At 64.0% G+C, this 21397-nt stretch carries 20 protein-coding genes; 14 read left to right on the top strand and 6 right to left on the bottom strand.

Annotated elements, in window-relative coordinates; translation table 11 throughout:
* Positions 1-323: 323 nt before the first annotated feature.
* The 6 genes from DN412_RS36985 to DN412_RS36960 all read left to right on the top strand — a co-directional run bounded on the left by DN412_RS36985 (position 324) and on the right by DN412_RS36960 (position 6519).
* Positions 324-761 carry a MarR family winged helix-turn-helix transcriptional regulator gene (locus DN412_RS36985; RefSeq protein ID WP_115216074.1) on the top strand — a complete coding sequence of 146 codons (438 nt, stop codon included), beginning with the start codon at positions 324-326 and terminating at the stop codon, positions 759-761.
* 39 nt (positions 762-800) lie between these two features.
* Positions 801-2285 (top strand): efflux transporter outer membrane subunit, encoded by a 1485-nt coding sequence (locus tag DN412_RS36980; protein ID WP_115216073.1) that lies wholly within the window; start codon positions 801-803, stop codon positions 2283-2285.
* Positions 2286-2326: 41 nt separating this feature from the next.
* Complete coding sequence (locus DN412_RS36975) at positions 2327-3673, top strand: HlyD/EmrA/EmrK family protein (protein WP_115216072.1); 1347 nt, start codon at positions 2327-2329, stop codon at positions 3671-3673.
* 79 nt (positions 3674-3752) lie between these two features.
* On the top strand, positions 3753-5315 hold the full coding sequence (locus DN412_RS36970) for a DHA2 family efflux MFS transporter permease subunit (RefSeq protein WP_115216071.1): 1563 nt from the start codon (positions 3753-3755) through the stop codon (positions 5313-5315).
* A gap of 60 nt (positions 5316-5375) precedes the next feature.
* A complete protein-coding gene (locus DN412_RS36965) occupies positions 5376-5594 on the top strand; it encodes a hypothetical protein (RefSeq protein ID WP_115216070.1) in 219 nt (72 codons plus the stop codon).
* A 217-nt stretch (positions 5595-5811) separates the two neighbouring features.
* Positions 5812-6519 (top strand): SDR family oxidoreductase, encoded by a 708-nt coding sequence (locus tag DN412_RS36960; protein ID WP_115216080.1) that lies wholly within the window; start codon positions 5812-5814, stop codon positions 6517-6519.
* A 21-nt stretch (positions 6520-6540) separates the two neighbouring features.
* Here the strand turns inward: DN412_RS36960 and DN412_RS36955 are convergent, their stop codons facing one another.
* Both DN412_RS36955 and DN412_RS36950 read right to left on the bottom strand, forming a co-directional pair.
* Positions 6541-7377, bottom strand: a complete 837-nt coding sequence (locus DN412_RS36955; protein ID WP_161564101.1) for an FMN adenylyltransferase — start codon at positions 7375-7377, stop codon at positions 6541-6543.
* Positions 7378-7499: 122 nt separating this feature from the next.
* Positions 7500-8450, bottom strand: coding sequence for a LysR family transcriptional regulator (locus DN412_RS36950; RefSeq protein WP_115216068.1), 951 nt, complete (start codon positions 8448-8450; stop codon positions 7500-7502).
* A 136-nt stretch (positions 8451-8586) separates the two neighbouring features.
* Here DN412_RS36950 and DN412_RS36945 point away from each other — a divergent pair, with 136 nt between their 5' ends.
* From DN412_RS36945 to DN412_RS36925, 5 genes are all read left to right on the top strand, one after another.
* Positions 8587-9144, top strand: a complete 558-nt coding sequence (locus DN412_RS36945) for a flavin reductase (RefSeq protein ID WP_115216067.1) — start codon at positions 8587-8589, stop codon at positions 9142-9144.
* Between the two features lie 84 nt (positions 9145-9228).
* Positions 9229-10782, top strand: a complete 1554-nt coding sequence (locus DN412_RS36940; RefSeq protein WP_115216066.1) for a 4-hydroxyphenylacetate 3-hydroxylase family protein — start codon at positions 9229-9231, stop codon at positions 10780-10782.
* A gap of 78 nt (positions 10783-10860) precedes the next feature.
* Positions 10861-11451, top strand: coding sequence for a malonic semialdehyde reductase (locus DN412_RS36935; RefSeq protein ID WP_115216065.1), 591 nt, complete (start codon positions 10861-10863; stop codon positions 11449-11451).
* Between the two features lie 45 nt (positions 11452-11496).
* Positions 11497-12333 (top strand): intradiol ring-cleavage dioxygenase, encoded by an 837-nt coding sequence (locus DN412_RS36930; protein WP_115216064.1) that lies wholly within the window; start codon positions 11497-11499, stop codon positions 12331-12333.
* A 61-nt stretch (positions 12334-12394) separates the two neighbouring features.
* On the top strand, positions 12395-13462 hold the full coding sequence (locus DN412_RS36925) for a maleylacetate reductase (RefSeq protein ID WP_115216063.1): 1068 nt from the start codon (positions 12395-12397) through the stop codon (positions 13460-13462).
* Positions 13463-14036: 574 nt separating this feature from the next.
* On the opposite strand, the gene DN412_RS36920 is transcribed toward DN412_RS36925, so the two are convergent.
* Entirely contained in the window at positions 14037-15389 is a 1353-nt protein-coding gene (locus DN412_RS36920) for a dicarboxylate/amino acid:cation symporter (protein WP_115216062.1), read from the bottom strand.
* 308 nt (positions 15390-15697) lie between these two features.
* On the opposite strand from DN412_RS36920, the gene DN412_RS36915 reads away from it, so the two are divergent.
* Together DN412_RS36915 and DN412_RS36910 are read left to right on the top strand one after the other, a co-directional pair.
* A complete protein-coding gene (locus DN412_RS36915; RefSeq protein WP_244222976.1) occupies positions 15698-16057 on the top strand; it encodes a helix-turn-helix domain-containing protein in 360 nt (119 codons plus the stop codon).
* 9 nt (positions 16058-16066) lie between these two features.
* The gene (locus DN412_RS36910; protein WP_115216061.1) at positions 16067-17413 is read left to right on the top strand and encodes a type II toxin-antitoxin system HipA family toxin; all 1347 of its coding nucleotides are present in this window, start codon (positions 16067-16069) and stop codon (positions 17411-17413) included.
* A gap of 727 nt (positions 17414-18140) precedes the next feature.
* Here DN412_RS36910 and DN412_RS36905 read toward each other — a convergent pair.
* The 3 genes from DN412_RS36905 to DN412_RS36895 all read right to left on the bottom strand — a co-directional run bounded on the left by DN412_RS36905 (position 18141) and on the right by DN412_RS36895 (position 19781).
* Positions 18141-18320 (bottom strand): DUF2188 domain-containing protein, encoded by a 180-nt coding sequence (locus tag DN412_RS36905; protein WP_244222975.1) that lies wholly within the window; start codon positions 18318-18320, stop codon positions 18141-18143.
* A gap of 307 nt (positions 18321-18627) precedes the next feature.
* Positions 18628-18828 (bottom strand): hypothetical protein, encoded by a 201-nt coding sequence (locus tag DN412_RS36900; protein WP_115216059.1) that lies wholly within the window; start codon positions 18826-18828, stop codon positions 18628-18630.
* Positions 18829-19523: 695 nt separating this feature from the next.
* Positions 19524-19781: a hypothetical protein gene (locus tag DN412_RS36895; RefSeq protein WP_244222974.1), complete on the bottom strand. Its 258-nt coding sequence runs from the start codon at positions 19779-19781 to the stop codon at positions 19524-19526.
* Positions 19782-20225: 444 nt separating this feature from the next.
* On the opposite strand from DN412_RS36895, the gene DN412_RS36890 reads away from it, so the two are divergent.
* Positions 20226-20909 (top strand): hypothetical protein, encoded by a 684-nt coding sequence (locus tag DN412_RS36890; protein WP_115216058.1) that lies wholly within the window; start codon positions 20226-20228, stop codon positions 20907-20909.
* The last annotated feature ends 488 nt before the right edge of the window (positions 20910-21397 follow it).

Genomic DNA, 21397 nt, shown 5'->3' with positions numbered 1-21397 from the left:
TCTCTCAGTGCGATGTATAAGGCAGCGTCTGAGCCGCCCGCTGAGGTGTCGGCCGCAGCTGAGCTTTGCATTCAGGCTGCTGCCCGAGCCAGTCCAGGCCCGGGCCGATCTCAAGTCGAGTGTTGCGCTATATCAGGCGATGGGCGGCGGATGGCGGCTTGGCGCAAACGGCCGGTGCGCGTCGCTTGAACCGGCAAGCAGGAACTCTCTCCACCGAACTTTTTCCGCCTCACAAGGCGCATCCGCCCGCTCCGCAAAAATTCCTCTTGTAGTTATCTGATTAGTCAGATATTGTTATGATCAGCAAATGCAGGAGGCCGGCGATGGATCACTACACAAAAGGAGACTTCCAGATCACACGCAGCATCGGCTTCTTCCTGAACCGCGCCCGCAACACGTTGCTGATGGAAGTGGATGCGGCATTGCAGGACTTGGGGATCAGCGGTCAGCAGATGGGTATCGTGCTGTCCCTAGATCGTGGCGTAGCCGCCACCCCTTACGAACTGAGCAAGCTGCTGGGTATCGACACCGGTCTGATGACTCGCATGCTGGACAAGCTCGAGGCCAAGGGTCTGCTGGCCCGCAGCCGCAGCACCAGCGACCGCCGTGTGGTTAATCTCACGCTGACCGAAAAAGGCAAAGCCGTGGCGGAGCAGATCCCCAATATCGTGCCGCCGGTGCTGAATGCGCGGCTGAAGGATTTCACCCAGGAGGAGTTCATCGAGTTCCGCCGGCTCCTTATTGAATTTGCGGGCGCCTGAGCGCGTCTATTTTTCCGCATTTAACTGACAGGTCCGCAAATGCAAAGTCAAAAGACTCTCTCGCCGCCCCGCGTAGTCCGCCGCCTGGCTGGCCCGGCCCTTTCGATGCTGATGGCCGCCGTCCTGAGCGCCTGCGCGAACTACGCCGGCATCAAGAGCGACAAGCAACTCAGCGAGCCCGCCACCTACACCACGACACAGAGCATTCCCGCGGAGCAGGGCCACTGGCCGTCTGCGGACTGGGCCGATCAGTTCGGCGACGCCCAGCTCAAGGCACTGATCGCCGAAGCGCTGCAAGGCAGCCCGTCGCTGGAAAGGGCCCGTGCCCGCGTGGCCTCCGCGGTGGCGTTCAGCGAGGGCGCCAATGCCAACACGCTGCCGCAGGTCGGCGCCGGCTATTCGTTCAGCCGCCAGCGCTACACCGAAAACGCGATGGTGCCGCCGCAGTTCGCCGGCTCGTGGCAGTCGGAGAATAAGGCGTTCATCAATGCCTCGTACGACCTCGACCTGTGGGGCAAGAATCGTGAAGCGCTGAAGTCCGCGGTGTCAGGCGTGCACGCCAGCGAAGCCGAGGCCGAGCAGGTCAAGCTGACGCTGAGCACCGCCATCGCGCGTGCCTACAACGAACTGGCCCGCCTCTATACGCTGCTCGCCATCGCGCAAGACGAAGTGAAGCAGCGCCGCGAAGTGCTACGCGTGACCAACGGCCGCGTGACCATGGGCCTGGAGACCGAAGTCGAGAAGCGCACGGCCGAAGCCAACCTCGCCGCCAGCGAGGTCGCCGTCTCGGCGCTGGAAGGCGCCATCCAGCGCACCCGTTACCAGGTCGGCGCGCTGCTCGGCCAGGGCCCGGACCGCGGCCTGGCGATCGCCCGCCCCAACCTCGGCGCCGGCGACGAAGTCCGCCTGCCCGACAACCTGCCGGCCGACCTGGTCTCGCGCCGCCCCGACATCGTTGCCGCACGCTGGCGCGTGGATGCCACGCTGCACGACATCAAGGTGGCCAAGGCCGAGTTCTATCCGGACATCAACCTGACCGCGATGATCGGCCTGGATGCCCTCGGCTGGGGCCGCTTCCTGCGCGCCGCCAGCCGCACCGCCGGGGCCGGCGCCGCCATCCACCTACCGATCTTCGACGGCGGCGCGCTGCGCGCCCAGCTCAAGGGCCGCTATGCCGATTACGACTTCGTGGTGGCCAACTACAACGAGACCCTGGTGAACGCCCTGACCGACGTGGCCACCCAGCTCTCTGACATCCGCGCCGTCGACGCGCAGATCGACAACGCCGTACGCAGCGACACCGCCGCGCAACGCGCCCTGACGCTGGCGCTGGCGCAGTACAAGGCCGGCCTGACCACGCAACTGACCGTACTGAACGCACAGACCAACGCGCTGCGCAGCAGCCAGGTGGTGGCCAACCTGCGCATGAACCGCCGCGACCGGCAGATTGCGCTGGCAGCCGCGCTGGGCGGCGGGTTTACCGATACCTCCGACTCGATCACGAAAGCGGTCCAGGTCCGCTGAATCTCTTCACAACGCCATCCGACCCAGACACCGGTGACATCATGAACGACACGACCAAGACCACCCCGGCAGACGCTCAGACCGCAGCTGCAGCCGCTCCCGCCAAAAAGAACACCCGCAAGCGTCTGCTCGCTATGCTCGGACTGACCACCGCGCTCGCCGCCGCCGGCTATGGCGCCTACTACTACACGGTGGCCCGTTTCCACGAGGACACCGACGACGCCTACGTCAACGGCAACCTCGTCCAGCTCACGCCGCAGGTCGCCGGCACGGTGATCGCGGTGAATGCCGATGACACGCAAATCGTGAAGGCCGGGGAGCCCATGGTGACGCTCGATGCCGCCGACGCAAAGGTGGCACTGGCCAATGCCGAAGCCTCGCTCGGCCAGACCGTGCGCCAGATCAGCGCGCTCTACGTCAACAATGACGTGCTCGGCGCCACGGTGCAGCAACGCCAAGCCGACCTGGCCCGCGCCCGGGACGACCTGCGCCGCCGCACCGAGGTGGCCGAATCCGGCGCCGTTGCCGCGGAAGACGTGGCGCATGCCGGTGACGCCGTCAAGAGCGCCGAAGCCGCGCTCGAGACCGCCCGCCAGCAGCTTGCCGCCAACCATGCGCTGACCGACAAGACGAGCGTCGCCGACCATCCCAGCGTGCAGGCCGCCTCCGCCAAGGTGCGCGACGCCTACCTGGCCAACGCCCGCAACACGCTGCCGGCACCCGTGACCGGCTACGTGGCGCGGCGCTCGGTGCAGGTGGGCCAGCGCGTCGCCCCCGGCAACCCGCTGATGGCCATCGTGCCGCTCGACGGCGTGTGGGTCGATGCCAACTTCAAAGAGGTGCAACTCAAGCGTATCCGCATCGGCCAGATGGTCGAGCTGCATGCTGACCTGTATGGCAGCGGCGTGACCTATCACGGCAAGATCGTCGGCTTCTCGGCCGGCACCGGCAGCGCGTTCTCGGCACTGCCGGCGCAGAACGCCACTGGTAACTGGATCAAGGTGGTGCAGCGCCTGCCGGTGCGCATCCAACTCGATCCGGCGGAGCTGCGCGAGCACCCGCTGCAGATCGGCCTGTCGATGCAGGTTGACGTGGAAACGCGCCAGGCTTCCGGTTCGCACCTGAGCCCGGGCACCGAAGCATCCCAACACACCACCTATCGCACGGCTTATCACACCGAGGTCTTCCAGCGCTATGGCGAAGAGGCCGACCGCGAGATCACGCGGATCATCGCGCAAAACACCAATGGCAAGGCCGCCGTCGGGGAGACATCGCAAGCTTCACAGATTGCGCAACAGCCGCAACCGGCACAGCGCGGCGCGCACCTGGCACACAAGTTCGCCCCGCAACGTACAAAGCAGGCTGCCGGCGCAGCCTCCGGGGCGTAAGCGCATAAAACTTCCGCCGCCTTTGCTCGTCCGTTTTACTGACCCGTCAGGCAAATAGCCCGCACTCCCGGAGCGCATCATGCAACCCCAAGCCCAGACCTCACTCGTGCCCGCTCCGCTCACCGGCGGCAAGCTCGTGATGGGTAGCTTCGCCGTGGCCCTGGCCACCTTCATGAACGTGCTGGATTCGTCGATTGCCAACGTGGCGATTCCGACGATCTCCGGCAACCTCGGTGTGTCGGTCGACGAAGGCACCTGGGTGATCACGCTGTTCGCTGCGGCCAACGCGGTGGCGATTCCGCTGACCGGCTGGCTCACGCAGCGCATCGGGCAGGTCCGCCTGTTCGTTGGCGCCATCCTGCTGTTTGTGCTGTCGTCGTGGCTGTGTGGCGTGGCGCCCAACCTGACCATGCTGCTTGCCGCGCGCATCCTGCAGGGTGCCGTGGCAGGCCCGCTGATCCCGCTGTCGCAATCGATCCTGCTCTCGTCCTATCCCAAGGAGAAGAGCGCCACCGCGCTGGCGCTGTGGGCCATGACGGCCACCGTCGGCCCCATCGCCGGCCCGGCGCTGGGCGGCTGGATGACCGACAGCTACTCATGGTCGTGGATCTTCTACATCAACGTGCCGGTCGGCCTGTTCGCCGCCGCTGTCACTTGGGCCATCTACCGCGACCGCGAGACCGCGACGCGCACGCTGTCGATCGACGTGGTGGGCCTGGCCTCGCTGATCACCTGGGTTGCCTCGCTGCAAATCATGCTCGACAAGGGCAAGGACCTGGACTGGTTCAGCTCGCCCGTCATCATCGGGCTGGGCATCGTCGCGCTGCTCAGCTTCATCTTCTTCGTGATCTGGGAGCTGACCGAGCCGAACCCGATCATCGACCTGCGCCTGTTCAAGGGCCGCAACTTCCTGGCCGGCACCGTGGCCATCTCGGTCGCCTTTGCGGTGTTCTTCGCCAACCTGGTCGTGCTGCCGCAGTGGATGCAGCAGTACCTGGCCTATCCGGCCGTGAACGCCGGGCTGGTGACCGCGCCGCTGGGCATCTTCGCCGTGCTGCTGGCCCCGGTGTTGGGCAAGATCCTGCCCAAGTCCGAGTTGCGCGTGCTTGCCACCTTATCTTTCGTGGGCTTCGCGGCGGTGTTCTTCATGCGCTCGCACTACACCACGGGCGTGGATACCTGGACGCTGGTGCTTCCGACCCTGCTGCAAGGCATTCCGACCGGGCTCTTCTTCGTGCCGCTGACGGCCATCATCCTGTCCGGTCAGCCAGCCGAGAAGGTGCCCGCCGCCGCAGGCCTGTCGAACTTCGTCCGCGTGTTCTGTGGCGCGGTGGGTACTTCTCTCGCCACCACCGGCTGGAACAGCCGCGCCATCCTGCACCACGCGCAACTGGCGGAACAGGCCAGCGTGCACAACCCGCAGTATGCCAAGGCGCTCGAAACACTGCAGTCGACGATGGGCTTCACGCCGGGCCAGGCCGTGGCGTACTTCGAACGCAGCCTGAACACGCAGGCAATCATGCTGGGTTTGAACGACATCTTCTGGATCTCGGGCGTGATCTTCGTCGCTATCGTGCCGCTGATCTGGTTCACCAAGCCGGCAAAGGGCGGCTCCGCCGACGCTGCGGCGGCTGCGCACTGAGCCAGACGACGCACATCCGTGCCGCGTACCTGACCAAACGCCAATCCTGCGGAGCCCGAGATGACGCGAAGCATGTTTTTCCTTGCCACCAGCAAGCGCATCGGGCGCGCGGCCTTCCGGCTGGCCGCCGCCAGCTGGAGCGCGTACGCGTCGCTGTCGGCGATCGCCGTGCAAACGATGACCGCATCGCTGACGGGCGCCATGCTGCTGATGGCGCTGGCCTGTTCGATGTACGTCTCGGGTATCGCCCTCGGGCACCTGGGTGGCATCCTGCGCTAGCGCATGCATGGCTGATGGCGAAATGGCGGGTCCGGAATTGCGCATGCTGCTGCTCCTGATGGACAAGACCGTCGCGGCGCTGTCAGGGGCCGCCCGTGGAGGACTGAGTCTGGTGGCAGCGGTAGACGGCGCCAAACCGTCAACGGAAAAGGCCAGGCGCCGGTCAAGCGGTCGCTATCCCAATAGCGCGCCCACCGTCCAACCGAAGAAATTCAGCATGACCACCCTCGCAGGAAAAATCCCTTTCGTCACCGGCGGCGCGCGCGAGGGCGCAACCGTCGCCTTCACATACCAGCAATCGGTGGCGCCTGCCGCTGCCCTGGTAACAGAAATGGAAGCCGCGGGCGGCGGCCGCGCGCTGGCGCTACAGGCCGACGCTGCAGATCGCGCCGTGCTCACTGACGCCATCAACGGCGTCGCGCACCGACTCGGCAGGATGGACATCCTCGTGAACAACGCCGGCGTGCTGCTGCTGGGCGCGCTCGAGAGCTTTTCGTTAGAAGACTTCCACAAGATGATTGCCGCCAACGTGCGCGCCGTCTTCATCGCCGCGAAAGCTGCTCTGCCTCACATGGGGCAGGGCGGCCGCATCATCAATATCGGCAGCACCAATGCCGAGCGCATGCCGTTCACCGGCGGGCGCGCGTATGCCATGAGCAAGTCCGCGCTGGTGGGCCTGGTGCAAGGCATGGCGCGCGACCCGGGTCCGCGCGGCATTACCGTCAACAACGTCCAGCCCGGTCCGACCGACACCGACATGAATCCGGAAGCCGGCGAATTCGGCGCCGCGCTGCACGGCCTGATGGCGCTACAACGCCACGCGACGCCGGACGAGATCGCGGGCATGGTGGCTTATATCGCGGGTCGGGAAGCCGGCTTCGTGACTGGCGCCAGCCTGACCATCGATGGCGGGTTCAGCGCCTGACCCTCAGCGATAGCGGCCATCTCACGCGGCGGCCGCCCGTAATCGCCTCGCGGTAAAGCGCAGTAGGATCCGGCTGCCTTCTGCCAGTCTTGCCGCCTCGCGCGCGTGCAACGTCACGCCGCACACACCCGCACGGACTTGCAGGATGGCCAGCATCCATCTCTCATCGCCAGCTTGCGCTACCGCGCCTTCGTAATCGTCCGGGGCGGGCGCGCAGATCCCGGCAGGCAACCTCGCGGACAACACATTGGCTGTCGGCATGCCCATGACCATGCCGGCGAGCTCATACGGACGCCCGAGCACGGCGCCGGCAAGCTCCACGTCGCCGCCGGATACCAGTTCCCTGACATAGGTCGAAGAGCACGGCGACTCGCTGCCGGCCTCGGCTGCCTGCCGCAACGCGACCGGGTTGACTGTGAAGCCGTGGTGCACGCCCGCTTGCGTAAGATAAGCCACGTCGCCCTTGCGCTGGTGCCCGCACGCAAAGTTCTCCCCCACCACCAGGGCGCGCATGCCGAGCCTGCGCCGCAGGCTGTCTTCGATGAAAGCATCCACCGACTGCGCGCTGCGCGCGCGGTCGAAGCGGATTACCAGGCAGGCATCCGCGGCGCCGGTTGCGGCCAGCAGGGCCAGGCGCTGGTCCAGGCCGCCGAGCAGCGGCGGCGCACGGTTCGGCGTGACCACTGCGCGTGGGTGCGGATCGAAGGTGACCACCACCGTGGGCAGTCCTAGCGCATCGCCACGGGCGCGCAACTGCGCCAGTACGGTACGGTGTCCGCGATGCACGCCGTCGAACATGCCGATCGATACCACGGCACCCGACGGCGCAAAGGCTTCTGCTTCAGAAAGTAGGCGCATGGGAGGCTCCCGATGGAACATGAGAACCATGCTAGGCGGCACCGGCACCCGCTGCCAGCGGGTGCGCCGGCATAGCAACTATAACCAGCGCGATGGACAGGGCTAACCCCTAGGGTGTGTTCCTAGGCCACAGGCACAGCCGACGCATGCTGGTGGAACAACTCGCGCAGCACTGCACGTATCCACTGGTTGCCGCTCTCTCGATGCACGCGGTCGTGCCAGTACATCGCGATCTCGATCTCGGGCAAGGCCAGCGGTGGCGTGACCAGTTGCAGCCCCATCTCGTCGGCCAGGATGCGGCCCAGGGTCAGTGGCACCAGTGCCACCGCGTCGGAGCGGCACGCCACCAGCGCGGCGGTCGTGAACATGGGCACGCGACAGACGATCTTCTCGCGCGGGACGGCGACCTCCACCGCGCGTTCCACCGATAGGTGCTCGTGCCCGGTCCCCTCGGCGGTCACCAGCACGTGCTGCTCCGCGATGAATGCCGCCAAGTCCGGGCTCGCGCCCAGGCGCGGGTGGTCGCGGCGCGTCACCGCCACATAGCGCTCGCGCCATAGCGGCTGGCGCCGCACGCCCTGCGTCAGGCCTGGAAAAGAACCCACCGCCAGGTCGACCAGTCCGGATTCCAGCCACAGGTCGATGTGCTGCGCATCGCAATTGACGGCCTGCACATGCACGTTGGGTGCGTCGCTGGCCAGGCGGTTGATAAGCGGCGGCAGCATCTGGGCCACTCCGGCATCGATGATGAAGAAGCTGAAGTTGCGCGCCGACGTCGCAGGATCGAAGGCCACGTGGTCGGAACGCAGCGCGCGCATGCGTTCCAGGATGCCGCGCACCGGTTCGGCCAGCGCCAGTGCCTTGGGCGTGGGCTCCATGCGCAGGGCCACGCGCACGAACAGCGGATCGCCAAAATACACGCGCAGCTTTGCCAGCGTCTTGCTGAGCGCCGGCTGCGTGATGTTTAGTACGCGCGCGGCCTTGGTCAGGCTGCGCTCGGCGAGCAGCACGTCGAGCACCTGCAGGTGGTGCAGGCCCAGATCGTCTTCATGCCGCTGAGGAATAGTGTCCATGACGTCGTCTTAATAGTAGAAGTCCGGCGTTGCAACTAGTCTACGTGGAACGCGCAGTCATGAACACAAGAAGCGCATCGCACCGGTGGCGAAACATTGACCGGAATGCGAGAAGTCATCACCAAAGGAGGACGACATGAACGGATTTCCCTTCGTGGTTCCATCGGGCAGCCAGGACAGCGAACTTTCCGATGGCATCAGTGCCCAGCGGTTCAAGGAGGCGCTGGCGCGTGCCGCAACGCCGGTGACGGTGATTGCCACCAACGGCCAGGCGGGCGAGGCGGGCGTAACCTGCTCAGCGGTCTGCTCCGTCTGCGACAACCCGCCGACGGTGCTGGTCTGCATCAACCGCAACAGCTACGCCAACGCGATTATCAAGGCTAACGGCGTGCTCAGCGTGAACTGGCTGCACGCGGGCCAGTCGGGGCTGTCGCAGGTCTTCGCAGGCGCTGGCGGCCTGCCCATGCCGGAACGCTTTGCCAGCGGCACCTGGCATCGGCAGCGCACCGGTGCGCCGTGCAGCAGCGATGCCGCGCTGACGCTGGATTGCCGCGTGACCGAGGCGTTCGAAGTGGGCAGCCACAGTATCTTCCTCGCGAGGGTAGTGGATGCCGCGCATGAAGAGAGCGGCGGCGTTTCACCTTTGGTCTATTGCCAGCGCAGCTACGCGACTACCACACCGGTCGCAGCCTAGCGCCGCGTCCCCTCTTTCTCTGATTTCCCAACCACGCGAGTCCGAACAGCCCGCGCAGCAAAGCTTTTGCCAAGGAGACACGCCATGATTCGTACCGGCAAGCAGTACCTGGAATCCCTCAACGATGGCCGCAATGTGTGGGTCGGCAACGAGAAGATCGACAACGTCGCTACCCACCCAATGACGCGCGACTACGCGCAGCGTCACGCCGATTTCTACGACCTGCATCATCGCCCCGACCTGCAGGACGTGATGACCTATATCGACGAGAACGGTGACCGCCGCGCCATGCAATGGTTCGGCCACCGCGACAAGGAACAGTTGAAGCGCAAGCGCAAGTACCACGAGACCGTGATGCGCGAGATGGCTGGCGCGTCGTTTCCGCGCACGCCGGACGTCAACAACTATGTGCTGACTACCTACATCGACGACCCGCTCCCGTGGGAAACACAATCGATCGGCGCCGACGGCCATATCAAGGCCGACAATATCGTCGACTTCATCCGCTTTGCACGGGAGCATGACCTGAACTGCGCACCGCAATTTGTGGATCCGCAGATGGATCGCTCCAACCCGGACGCGCAGGAGCGCTCGCCCGGTCTGCGCGTGGTGGAAAAGAACGACAAGGGCATCGTGGTGAGCGGCGTGAAGGCGATCGGCACCGGCGTGGCCTTTGCCGACTGGATCCACATCGGCGTGTTCTTCCGTCCTGGCATCCCCGGCGACCAGATCATCTTTGCCGCGACCCCGGTCAACACGCCGGGTGTCACCATCGTCTGCCGCGAAAGCCTGGTCAAGGAGGACAAGGTCGAGCATCCGCTTGCCGCGCAGGGCGACGAACTCGATGGCATGACCGTGTTCGAGAACGTGTTCATCCCGTGGTCGCACGTGTTCCATATCGGCAATCCCAACCATGCCAAGCTGTACCCGCAGCGCGTGTTCGACTGGCTGCACTACCACGCCCTGATCCGCCAGATGGTGCGTGCGGAGCTGGTCGCCGGCCTGGCGGTGCTGATCACCGAGCATATCGGCACCAACAAGATCCCCGCGGTGCAGACGCGCGTGGCCAAGCTGATCGGCTTCCACCAGGCCATGCTCGCGCACGTGATCGCCAGTGAGGAGCTGGGCTTCCATACGCCCGGCGGCCACTACAAGCCAAACATCCTGATCTACGATTTCGGCCGCGCGCTCTACCTGGAGAACTTCTCTCAGATGATTTACGAGCTGGTGGACCTGTCCGGGCGCAGCGCGCTGATCTTCGCCAGCGAGGACCAGTGGAACGACGAGGCGCTCAACGGCTGGTTCGAGCGCATGAACAACGGTCCCGTGGGCCGCCCGCATGACCGCGTGAAGATCGGCCGCGTGATCCGTGACCTGTTCCTCAGCGACTGGGGCAGCCGCCTGTTTGTGTTCGAGAACTTCAATGGCACGCCGCTGCAGGGCATCCGTATGCTGACCATGCAACGCGCCGAGTTCTCCGGCTCCGGCCCGTACGGCAAGCTGGCGCGGCAGGTGTGCGGCATCGACTCGGCGGCCGCGGACGACACCGAATATCGCAAGACTGCTGACTATGCCAAGGCGCTCGACTCGGCCCGGCACCAGGAGGAAGTCGCGCTGGCAGGTGCGATGGCGATTTAACCCCGCACGGCGGGCGGGAGGAATGGGCTCCGCCCGGCCCGCCGGCGCTTTTTTCATCCACAAGAGAAGGAAACCATCATGACCGCAACCCTTTCCCTGGCCACTCTGTTTGGCGAGGCACGCAGCCAGAATGGCTGGCTCGACCGCGATGTCCCCGACGCCAAGCTGCGCGAGATCTATGATCAGATGAAATTCGGCCCGACCTCGGTCAACTGCTCGCCCGCGCGCATCGTCTTCGTGCGCAGCATTGAGGCCAAGCAGAAGCTTGCCGGCGCGGTGGCGCCGGCCAATGTCGACAAGGTGATGAACGCGCCGGTGGTGGCCATCGTCGGCTACGACACCCGCTTCTACGATCACCTGCCGGAACTGTTCCCGCACAATCCCGCCGTCAAATCTTGGTTCGAGGGCCCGGAGAAGGTGGCCTTCGCCGAAACCACGGCATTCCGCAACGGCACGCTGCAGGGCGCCTACCTGATCATGGCTGCCCGCGCGGTCGGGCTCGACTGCGGCCCGATGTCGGGGTTCAACAATGCCGCCGTGGACGCAGCATTCTTTGCGGGAACCACGATCCGATCTAACTTTATTTGTGGACTGGGCCATGGCGATCCGGGCCGGGTGTTCCCGCGCAGCCCGCGCCTGGCGTTCGAGCAGGCCTGCTCGCTGGCGTAGGTCCATACGGTTGCCCCGGCTTTCGCATCATAAAAAGGAGACAGCATGCGCAATCTCGACGAGGACACAATCACCCAGGCGGTGCTGGCACGCCTGGCGGATACGCCCGATCCACGCGTCAAGGAAATCGTCCGCGGCCTGGTGCGGCACCTGCACGAATTTGCGCGCGAGGTCAGGCTGACCGAGGCGGAGTGGTTGCAGGGCATCCGGTTCCTGACTGCCACCGGCCACAAGTGCGATGACAGGCGGCAGGAATTCATCCTGCTCAGTGACGTGCTCGGCCTGTCGATGCTGACGGTCTGCATGAATAACCGGAAGCCGTCCGGCTGCACCGAGGCCACCGTCTTTGGCCCGTTCCACGTGGAAGGTGCACCCCACTACGACGACGGCGCCGACGTGGCCAACGGTGCCAAAGGCGAGCCGTGCGAAGTGTCCTGCACCGTTCGCGGCCTCGCTGGCGAGCCGGTAGCAGGCGCGACCATCGACGTCTGGCAGGCCGATGCCGACGGACGTTATGACGTGCAATACGCGGGCCTGGACCAGCCGCAGGGGCGCGGCGTGCTGCGCAGCGACGAGAGCGGAAGGTTTCGCTTCCGTACGGTGGTTGCGCAGGCCTATCCGATCCCGGACGATGGGCCGGTTGGCGACCTGCTGCGTGCTACCGGGCGCCACCCGTGGCGGCCCGCGCACCTGCACTTCATGATCCAGGCGCGCGGCTACGAGACGCTGGTCACCCATGTCTTCCGCAAGGGCGACCGGTATCTCGATTCCGACGCGGTCTTCGGCGTGCGCGAGTCACTGGTAGGCGACTGGGTGCGGCAGGGTGACGGCACCTGGCGGCTCGACTTCGACTTCGTGCTGAACCGCGCGCAGGCAGCGTAGCACCAGACGCGGCGCTGGCTTTCCCTGACTATGCCGCGCTGGGCGGCAAACGGAGACCGACATGTTCCAACCGCAGTTCGTCTATGCGCCATTGCCGGCGCGGGTGGTGTTCGGACAAGGCGCGCTGGCCGGGCTGCCTGCAGAGCTGGACCGGCTGGGCGCGCAGCGCGCGCTGGTGCTGTGCACGCCGGAGCAGCGGCCGCTGGCGCAGCGCATTGGCGACCTGCTCGGCGAGCGTTTTGCCGGCGTGTTCGCCGAGGCCGTCATGCATGTGCCGATCGAGACCGCGCGCACAGCGCGCGCGGTCGCGGCTAACCTTGGGGCTGACTGCGCCGTGGCGGTTGGCGGCGGCTCCACCATCGGCCTGGGCAAAGCAATCGCGCTGGAATCGCGCTTGCCGATTGTGGCCGTCCCGACCACTTATGCCGGCTCGGAAATGACCCCGATCTACGGCATCACGGAAAACGGCGAGAAACGCACCGGACGCGCCGTCGAAGTGCTGCCGCGCACAGTCATCTACGACCCGGAATTGTCGCTGACGCTTCCGGTGGAACTCAGCACCGTCAGCGGACTGAATGCGATCGCGCATTGCGTCGAGGCCTTGTACGCGTCCAACGCCAATCCCGTCACCAGCCTGATGGCGCAAGAGGGCATCCGCGCGCTGGCGCAGGCGCTGCCTCGCCTGGCCGCGCAGCCACATGACCTGGCGGCGCGCAGCGCCTGCCTGTACGGGGCCTGGCTGGCGGGTTCGGTGCTGGGCAGTTGCGAGGTTGCGCTGCACCACAAGCTTTGCCATACGCTAGGCGGCATGCTCAACCTGCCGCACGCGCAGACCCACGCCATCATCCTGCCGCATGCCACGCAGTACAACGCGGCGGCGGCGCCGGACGCGATGGCTCGCATCGCCGCCGCGCTGGGCACCGACCATGCCGCGCGCGGACTATACCGGCTGACGCGGCAACTGGGTGCGCCGGTGGCGCTGTCCGAGCTCGGCGTGCGGCGCGAGGACCTGCCCTCGGTAGCCGAGCGCGCGCTGCGCGCCCCGTATCCCAATCCGGCTCCGCTGACGCATGAAGGCATCCTGCGCCTGCTTGAGCATGCGTTTGACGGTTTCGAGCCACTACCATAGCGCTTGTGCTGATGTGCCGATGATCGTAACCCGCGCAGTATCGGCGCTCGACTTGGACTGATTCCTGTCGGGCATTCTTGGCGGGCCCAAGCAGGGGTTGCACGGCCAGATTCTTCGTGCGTCGGTACCATCTCAGCCGAACCGAAGCGCAACCGGACAGCAGCGTGGTCATGCACAGCACCGTTGCGCTGATTTTCATTGTCCCCTCCCAAGGGCAAGTTTTCTTGTATGCGCGTGCTCGACGATTCGGATGTCCACGATGCGCCAGGCTCGCCCGCAAAAAAGACGGGGCGACGGTGTGCCGGTCTGCGTGGCGTCATCGCAACCGGACTCGAGCGAATAGTAGTTCACCGTTCGGTCCGCACATGCCCTATCTAGGGAGGGGGATTCAAGGCGCCGTTGCTGCCGTGCTTTCGCTGATGCCTTCCGGGAGAGGGGAGCAGGGTGGCGCGCCTGCCGCCACCCGTGCGTGCGCGCGGCCGGTGGGCCGCGCCAGACCAAGATGCTGCTTTTTGTCTGATGTAGGAGGGTCATTGCGCCAGCGCCGTCACTAGAGCGCGCTTGCGCGCTGCCGCTATCTGGTTGCCGTGGTGTCGGTGACCGGCATATGGGCCGCGACCTGGTCTAGCACCACTTCCGGCTCGTCGGCCTCAATATACGATTCGTCATCAAGCCTGCGGCGCATCCGCTCGATATCAAGGTCGCCGGTCCATTTCGCCACCACCACGGTGGCCACACCGTTGCCGATCAGGTTGGTCAGGGCGCGCGCCTCTGACATGAAGCGGTCAATGCCGAGGATCAGGGCCAGCCCCGCCACCGGAACATGCCCCACCGCCGAAAGCGTGGCCGCCAGTACGATGAAGCCACTTCCGGTTACGCCGGCGGCACCCTTGGAGGTTAGCAGCAGCACGGCAAGCAGGGTGATTTGCTGCGTCAGGCTCATGTCGGTGTTGGTTGCCTGGGCGATGAAGACTGCGGCCATGGTCAGGTAGATGGAGGTGCCATCCAGGTTGAAGGAGTAGCCAGTCGGGATCACCAGTCCGACGACGGACTTGCGGGCGCCCAGGTTCTCCAGCTTGACCATCATCCGCGGCAACACGGATTCCGACGACGACGTGCCCAGCACGATCAGCAGTTCCTCCTTGATGTACTTGATGAACTTCCAGATCGAGAAACCATGCAGCCGTGCGATGGTGCCAAGTACGACGAAGATGAAAAACAAGCAGGTGGCGTAGAAGGTCGCCATTAGCTGGCCAAGCTGCAGCAGCGAACTCACGCCGTACTTGCCAATGGTGAAGGCCATGGCGCCAAAGGCCCCGATCGGCGCGACCTTCATTATGTAGCCGACGATGGTGAACAGCACGTGCGAGAACTTCTCGATGAAGTCGAACACCAGCGTGCCGCGCCCCCCGAACCTGTGCAGCGCAAAGCCGAACATCACCGCGAACAGCAGCACCTGGAGGATTTCACCCTTGGCAAAGGCATCCACCACCGTGTTCGGGATCACGTGCAGCAGGAAATCGACCGTGCCTTGCATCTTGCCGGGCTCCGTGTAGGCGGCGATGCCCTTCGTGTCGAGGGTGGATGCATCAACATTCATGCCGGCGCCGGGCTTGATGATGTTGATGAACAGCAAGCCGACCAACAGTGCAATGCTGCTCACAACCTCGAAGTACAGCAGCGCCAGCCCGCCGGTCTTGCCCACCTTCTTCATGTCCTCCATGCCGGCAATGCCTACCACGACCGTGCAGAAGATGATCGGCGCAATGATCATCTTGATCAGCTTGATGAAGCCATCACCCAACGGCTTCATCGCCTCGCCGGCCTGCGGATAGAAATGACCGAGGATGACGCCGAGGACAATGGCGGTGATGACTTGGAAGTAAAGGGACCTGTAGAACGGCTTGGCGTGATCGTCTTTGTCCATCATCGTCTCCATTGCTAGTTCACTGTCGGCATCCAGATGCCCGGCCGGGTCAATCGAGGGTTCATGCCTAAGCGCGCTGCGCTACCGCCGTCAGGTTGGCGATGCGGCGAACGGTCTAGAACGATGTTCAGTATATGCATGGGGCACACAGCGCCAAGAAGGGTCCGCTGTCATACCGATGTCGTTGTTGAAAGCCTTCATGCGCCTATAATCGATCGTTATGTAGTTAGCGCTCTGTTTTACGAACATATTGAAGCGATCCGATCCTACGCTATACAATGCTCGTTAAATGGAGCAATATCGCTTCTATGATCGATTTTTCGAACATGAAGGTGTCGCAGTTATCCGTCCTCTCTCCAGCCATGACGCAACAATCGGCGCAAGTTGGACAGTTGCTAGCCCGCCTGCGGCAGGCTCGCCACATCAAGCAAGCGGATGCCGCCGTGCGCGCGGGGCTTTCGCGCAACACGGCCTATCGAATTGAGAAGGGTGATCCGGGCGTCGCATTTGGCCAGTTGCTCCGCTATCTGGACGCGATCTCTCCCGGTGCAACACTTGCGAGCCTGCTGGCGGAAACCGATCCAGCACTCAAGGCGCTTCAGTCGCGCGAAGCAACCCGGCGGGTCCGGGATCTGTCAGCCTCAGAACTTCAGAGCCTCGACTTCTGAGGCGCACTGATGGCAAAAGACCAGAAGCTGATGACCTTCGCCTACCTGGGCGACGCATGGGCGCCATGTGGCCAGCTCACCATGACGGAGGAGGGCTCGGCGCTGCTCGCCTCGAGCTTTGCCTACGGCCTCCGATATCTGGATCGTCCGGATGCAATCGAAGTTGACCCCGTGAGCCTCGGCATCCATGGGGAGCAGGTGAAGGGCCGGCGGTTGCTGCCCGTGAACGAGCTGACGGGCTTCGGTGGCATCCGTGACGCGGCGCCGGATTCTTGGGGGCGTCGGGTGATTGAGGCCAAGCTCAAGGTGCCCGCGAACAGCCTCCCGGAGTCGCAGTACCTGCTGCATGCGGGTAGCGACCGCGTGGGTGCGCTGGACATTCGCTCAGACATCAATACGCCCCCTACAAGTGCGGTGGGCAATCTCCACACGATCGAGTATCTGATGGAGGCTGCAGAGCGTATCGAAGAGGGCCTGCCTGTCCCAGCCAACCTTGAGCTGATCTTCGTGCAGGGCACCGCGTTGGGCGGGGCCCGGCCGAAGGCCACCATCCGGGACGACGCCGGTTACCTGGTCCTGGCCAAGTTCCCCAGCAAGACCGATGCCTTCGACGTTCCCCTCATTGAAGCTGCATCGTTGTTGCTAGCCAAGGAAGCGGGGCTGAACGTCCCTGCGGTGGAGACTCGCAGGCTCAGCGATCGCCGCCTCATGATGATCCGCCGGTTTGACCGGTACTGGCTCGACCGTGGGGCAATGCCACAGGCGGACACGGATCTCTTGCTGGCGCCGGCCGCAATCAGAACGGAGCGCCGCATGCCATTTGTCAGCGGCCTGACTCTGATCGGATGCGATGAGACGGAGTCGCGCACAAAGGCCTACTCCGAACTGGCCGCAGCGATTCGTAAACACTGCCATACATCGGTCATTCGCGTCGACAACGAAGAGCTGTTCAAGCGCATGGTGTTCAACATCTTCGTGACCAACGACGATGACCATCTTCGCAACCATGGGTTCATCTGGGATCCGCGACTGCCCGGCTGGCGGCTGAGCCCGCTCTATGACGTGCTGCCACGGCCTTCGCACGCAACCGAACGTCTGTTGCACCTAGAAATCGGGCCTCAAGGGCGGAGCGCGACGATCGACAACGCGCTGGCCGGCTGCCAGCGATTCTCCATCAGCACCGCACGCGCTGGAGAGCTGATCGGGGGAATTTGGGCTGTCGTGCGGGAGTGGCGGGTGTTCTTTGAGCAGTACGGCGTCGGTGCACGGGACTGCGACAAGATCGCGCCGGCATTCCGGCACCTGCACGACATCAGTAGCGCCGAGACACGACGGCACCTGCGCTTGCCGAGCTGATAGGCAGATGAGCCGCCCACCTGGACGGCACTTTTTCTGCGCTGGAGAGGCAAACGGTTACTTCATTTCGGTCAGATCAGCAGGCCCTCGCCCACGTGAGACCGGCGTTGCCGAGGAGGCGCCGATAAGGCTCGATAACGGAGTCCATACGACCACCCAAGGCCCGTGCTGGAGATGCCGATCGCGTTAGCGCCGTCTACGGGGTCGCGCCGGCAGTTTGTTTTCGTCGGCCCCAGTTGATGGTTAGCCGGGATTCGCAATTATGCTCTGCGGACCATAAGCCTTTATCCCGGCCGACCCTCGCTATGGGTCCAGTTCTACGGGCACTTGGGGATTGCGCGGCCCGTCACCGGAAGACGGTGTGCGCTTGGCCGCAGTGAGAGAAAGAGGGTGTAGGCGCAACGGGGAAGCGCCTACACCCCATAAGTTGGCAAAGGGTCAATTTTGCCTGGCTTCATTCTGATGCGCTGCAGCATGATCGGTACCCCTCAAAAGTTTGGGACAACCGAATGTGGGGTAAAGAAACTCGATGTGGTGCCGGCGGCATGTTGTCCCCTGACGCCGGTGCAATAAAGAAAAGCCCTCGGCCAGGGTAGGCGAGGGCCCGAAGTAGTAGCGGGCGAGTCGCGGATCGCCCGTGTGAGATGGTCATATAGCGCTTTGTGATCGCGCATCCCTCAAAATAGAGGTGTTGCAGCAATGCGACGGCGCCATGGCAGTCAGAGCATCATGAGCGCGTAGGGCATTGGCCGGGCAGGGCAACATCTAGATCGTGTATCTGGAGGTCGATGTTTTCGCGCCTGGCTCGATCCCAGCCGGCGTCGATTGCCGCTTCAAGCGTTGGAAATTTGTGGGGCCTTTCGACAAGTCCATCTATCTCGAGCACCCAACCAACGTCGGCCGGCATTACGCGAATGCTTCGCACAGGCATTGCCCCCCTGTCTCGCTAACTGCTTCAAACTCACGACCCTCTGATTCTGATGGCTGCGCGACTCTTGGAATACCCCCATGTGGGGTAAGCGCCTATAGCGGCAGTTGGACGTCGACGGCGACCGCGACGGTTCTTTCGGGCGTCGCACGATAGGCGCCGGCTCGGTGGCCCTTTGGTCCTCTGGGCTTCGTAACTGGGCGACCTCCGGGTGGCATTTTCATGCCCGCTCGCCGGACTCGAATTGCCCCCCGCCATCTGAGGCCCGCACAGCGTCTGCCGGGGCTTATTGCGCTGAGACGCGAACCATCTTCGATTTCAATGGCCACGGCTTGCTTGCGAGTATCCAAATGCAGGCGAGCGGCCCAACGATCGGGATCAGCGAGAGATAGGAATACTGCGCACCGAAATGCGCAGCCCTGAACACAGTGCGGAATGGAATGAACCACGCCGCCTCGAAGACGATGAACGCAAGCAAGTAAAGCATGAGAGCTTACCGGTGAGACCCTGACCCTGAGCGAGGCGCTTTGGTGATTTTTGCTGCGCCGCAATGTGATTCTACCTGCGTGCCCGATGCACCGATCCCTCTTGAATGGGGGATTCCACGCGCCAGGCCACAACTCGAATTGCTCCCCCGCCCCTAGCACCCCAAGCCCGTTCCCGCGCTACCCGGGTAGGTAGCGATCGCAATTTGCCCGCCCTGAGATGTCTGCCGTGTTCCTGCGAACGTATGCGTGTGCCGAGCGCGCAATTTTCTGGTCGCGGATTTCGGCGCGCTCTTGCGATGTACAGAGGCCCTGCATTCATACCGGGAGTCATCCTGGCCAATGCCACCGCGAGTCCGGTCCGTCGAAAATCTGTGGCGCGGCCACCGAACGACGCACCTGCTGTCCGGAGCGGATCCGCATTTGCAAACACAGCCGGCGACGCAAGAAGTGAGGGTCAATTGATGCTGACCTTTCAGCCGCGGTCCCCCTTGCGCAGTAACAGGGCAACACGAGGTCTGATTTGGGTCTGCGTCAGTGGTTGCAGGCGTGCTTCACCTAACTCAGCAGGAGACATCTGCCGCGCGCCCGTCGGCGGCCGTCAGGTGCCGAAGTGGGGGCGGTGCTGGCGTCGTGGGCAGACCAAGCGAGGGTGGGCGCTGGCGAAGCGGTGGTATCACGCTTCCCGGCTCTGACTTCAGTGCCGGTAGGTAATGGCATGCATAACAAGCGCGCGGTGCATGATGAGTTCCTTTAGGCTGTCGCACATGTTGGCCCGAATCTGCTCGGCGGTCTCGCTCGCAATGCCGTCCCTCTTCAGGTGCGCAATCCGCTGTTGCTGTGCGTCAATGCGTTTCCCAAGGCGCTCGATGGCCTGATCCGTTTCGTCCAGGTCTTCGAGATCTTCCTCAATGTTGCGCGTGACCTCTAATGCCGGATGCATGATGAACTCCATATGCCTATGTCTCTGTGATAGGTCATGCTCGAGGGCGCAGGTATCAGCCGGAGTCCTACAAGGAGCGCGCCCCAGGCACTCCAGCAGGGATCCTCTCGCAAGTCCACAACGCGTCGGCCTGGTTCTCCGCGAACGCGTCGTCCGGGAGCCCAGATGCCCGCTGCGCCCAGCGTGCGCGGGTTGGGGTACTGCGCCTGCAGCGCCAGTTCGCGAGACCGCAATTTCGGCCATTTCCGGGAATGGATTGAGGTCGGGCAGCACACAATGGGTTCGGGCCCGGCCAAAGCAACATAGACCTTCTCCCGGGCATAAACTGGAAGGAGGCGGCCGCAGTGTGTTTTGGCGCCCGGCGTCTCTGTTAGCCACCGGGCAGACTCCCGAGTGTCCCGGGTGCCGGCAGCGCGGCGATAGCCATGCCACGCGGAAGCTGCCGTCTCAAATGCCATGAGTTACATTCGCGCACCGTTCACCGACGATCAGGTCCAGAAGCTCAACGAGAACCAAGTCGGCCTCGGCGGCCCGGTTCTGCGCGCCTTCATCTGCAGGAACCGCGCCGATCATCGCCACGGAGTCGAAGGTGGCGCCCCTGGCATCCTGATTGCCACCAAATACGGTTGGGTTTGCCCACACTGCAATTACAAAAGGGACTGGGCATTCGCGATCATGGCGACCCGGTTGACTCGCCCGCCGACCGCCATCCAATCCTTTGTCTATACGACGCCCTCAATCGAGAAGGCCAACATCCTCCTCGGTCAATATGAACGGCTTGCGGCAACCGAGCGCCGCGGCGCGGCCATGATGGTCGCCTGCATCAAGAATCGCATCGAGGAAATGTCGCTCCCCGGATTCGGCGCCATCGAGCTCAACGAGATCCCCACTGACGCGGTGGCGAGACAATCAGAAGGACGTAATTACCGGATCGTCTCGGGACAATCGCATCTTCTAGCCGCCCTGCGCCTGACCGGCCGCGCGCTGGTGACGGATGCTGTCACCCATGAGCAGTTACACGTCCATGACATCGACGGAAAACTGTTTGTCATTTCGTCCGACGCCCAGGCAGTGCTGGACTCAGAAACACTTAGCGCGATCGAACACGCCAAAGCCGACCCGCGCGCGAGACGCGCGTGAAGCCGATTTCGCACCAGCTTCCCTCATGACCCACTACGCAACCGCGTCATCGAAGGGCGGACGGTGCTTCACGGCCAGCGATGGGCTGGAGCAGGGGCACACCGTCGTACTATGAGCATGCATTGCCGGACAGGCCCATTCGCCGCGAATGGCAAAAGCTCTCGCTCGGCCACCAGCAGCCGGCTACGGCTGTCGAGGCATCCCCGGCGCTGCGGGCGGGGCCGGCTCATAAGAATCGGTCGTTGGTACCTGCATACGCGGCGGGGGTGGTGCAGGGGGCAACAGATGGTTTTTCGGCCGCGTATTGCAGGCGACCAACAGACTTCCGGCAAGGACCACCAGTCCCACGTGCGCAAGGATTCGTGGAGCTAAAGTCGAAACTGGTGTACGGGCGGGGAATTTGAGGCGCGGAGTAGAGGGCGGTGGAGCTTTTCGCTGAGAATCTGATTGTCGAGATCGGAAACCAGCACAAGAAAAGTCCACCACCA

This window comes from Cupriavidus lacunae (assembly GCF_003353055.1).
GTDB classification, from domain to species: Bacteria; Pseudomonadota; Gammaproteobacteria; order Burkholderiales; family Burkholderiaceae; genus Cupriavidus; species Cupriavidus lacunae.
This window is presented reverse-complemented; position numbering and strand designations above follow the sequence as displayed.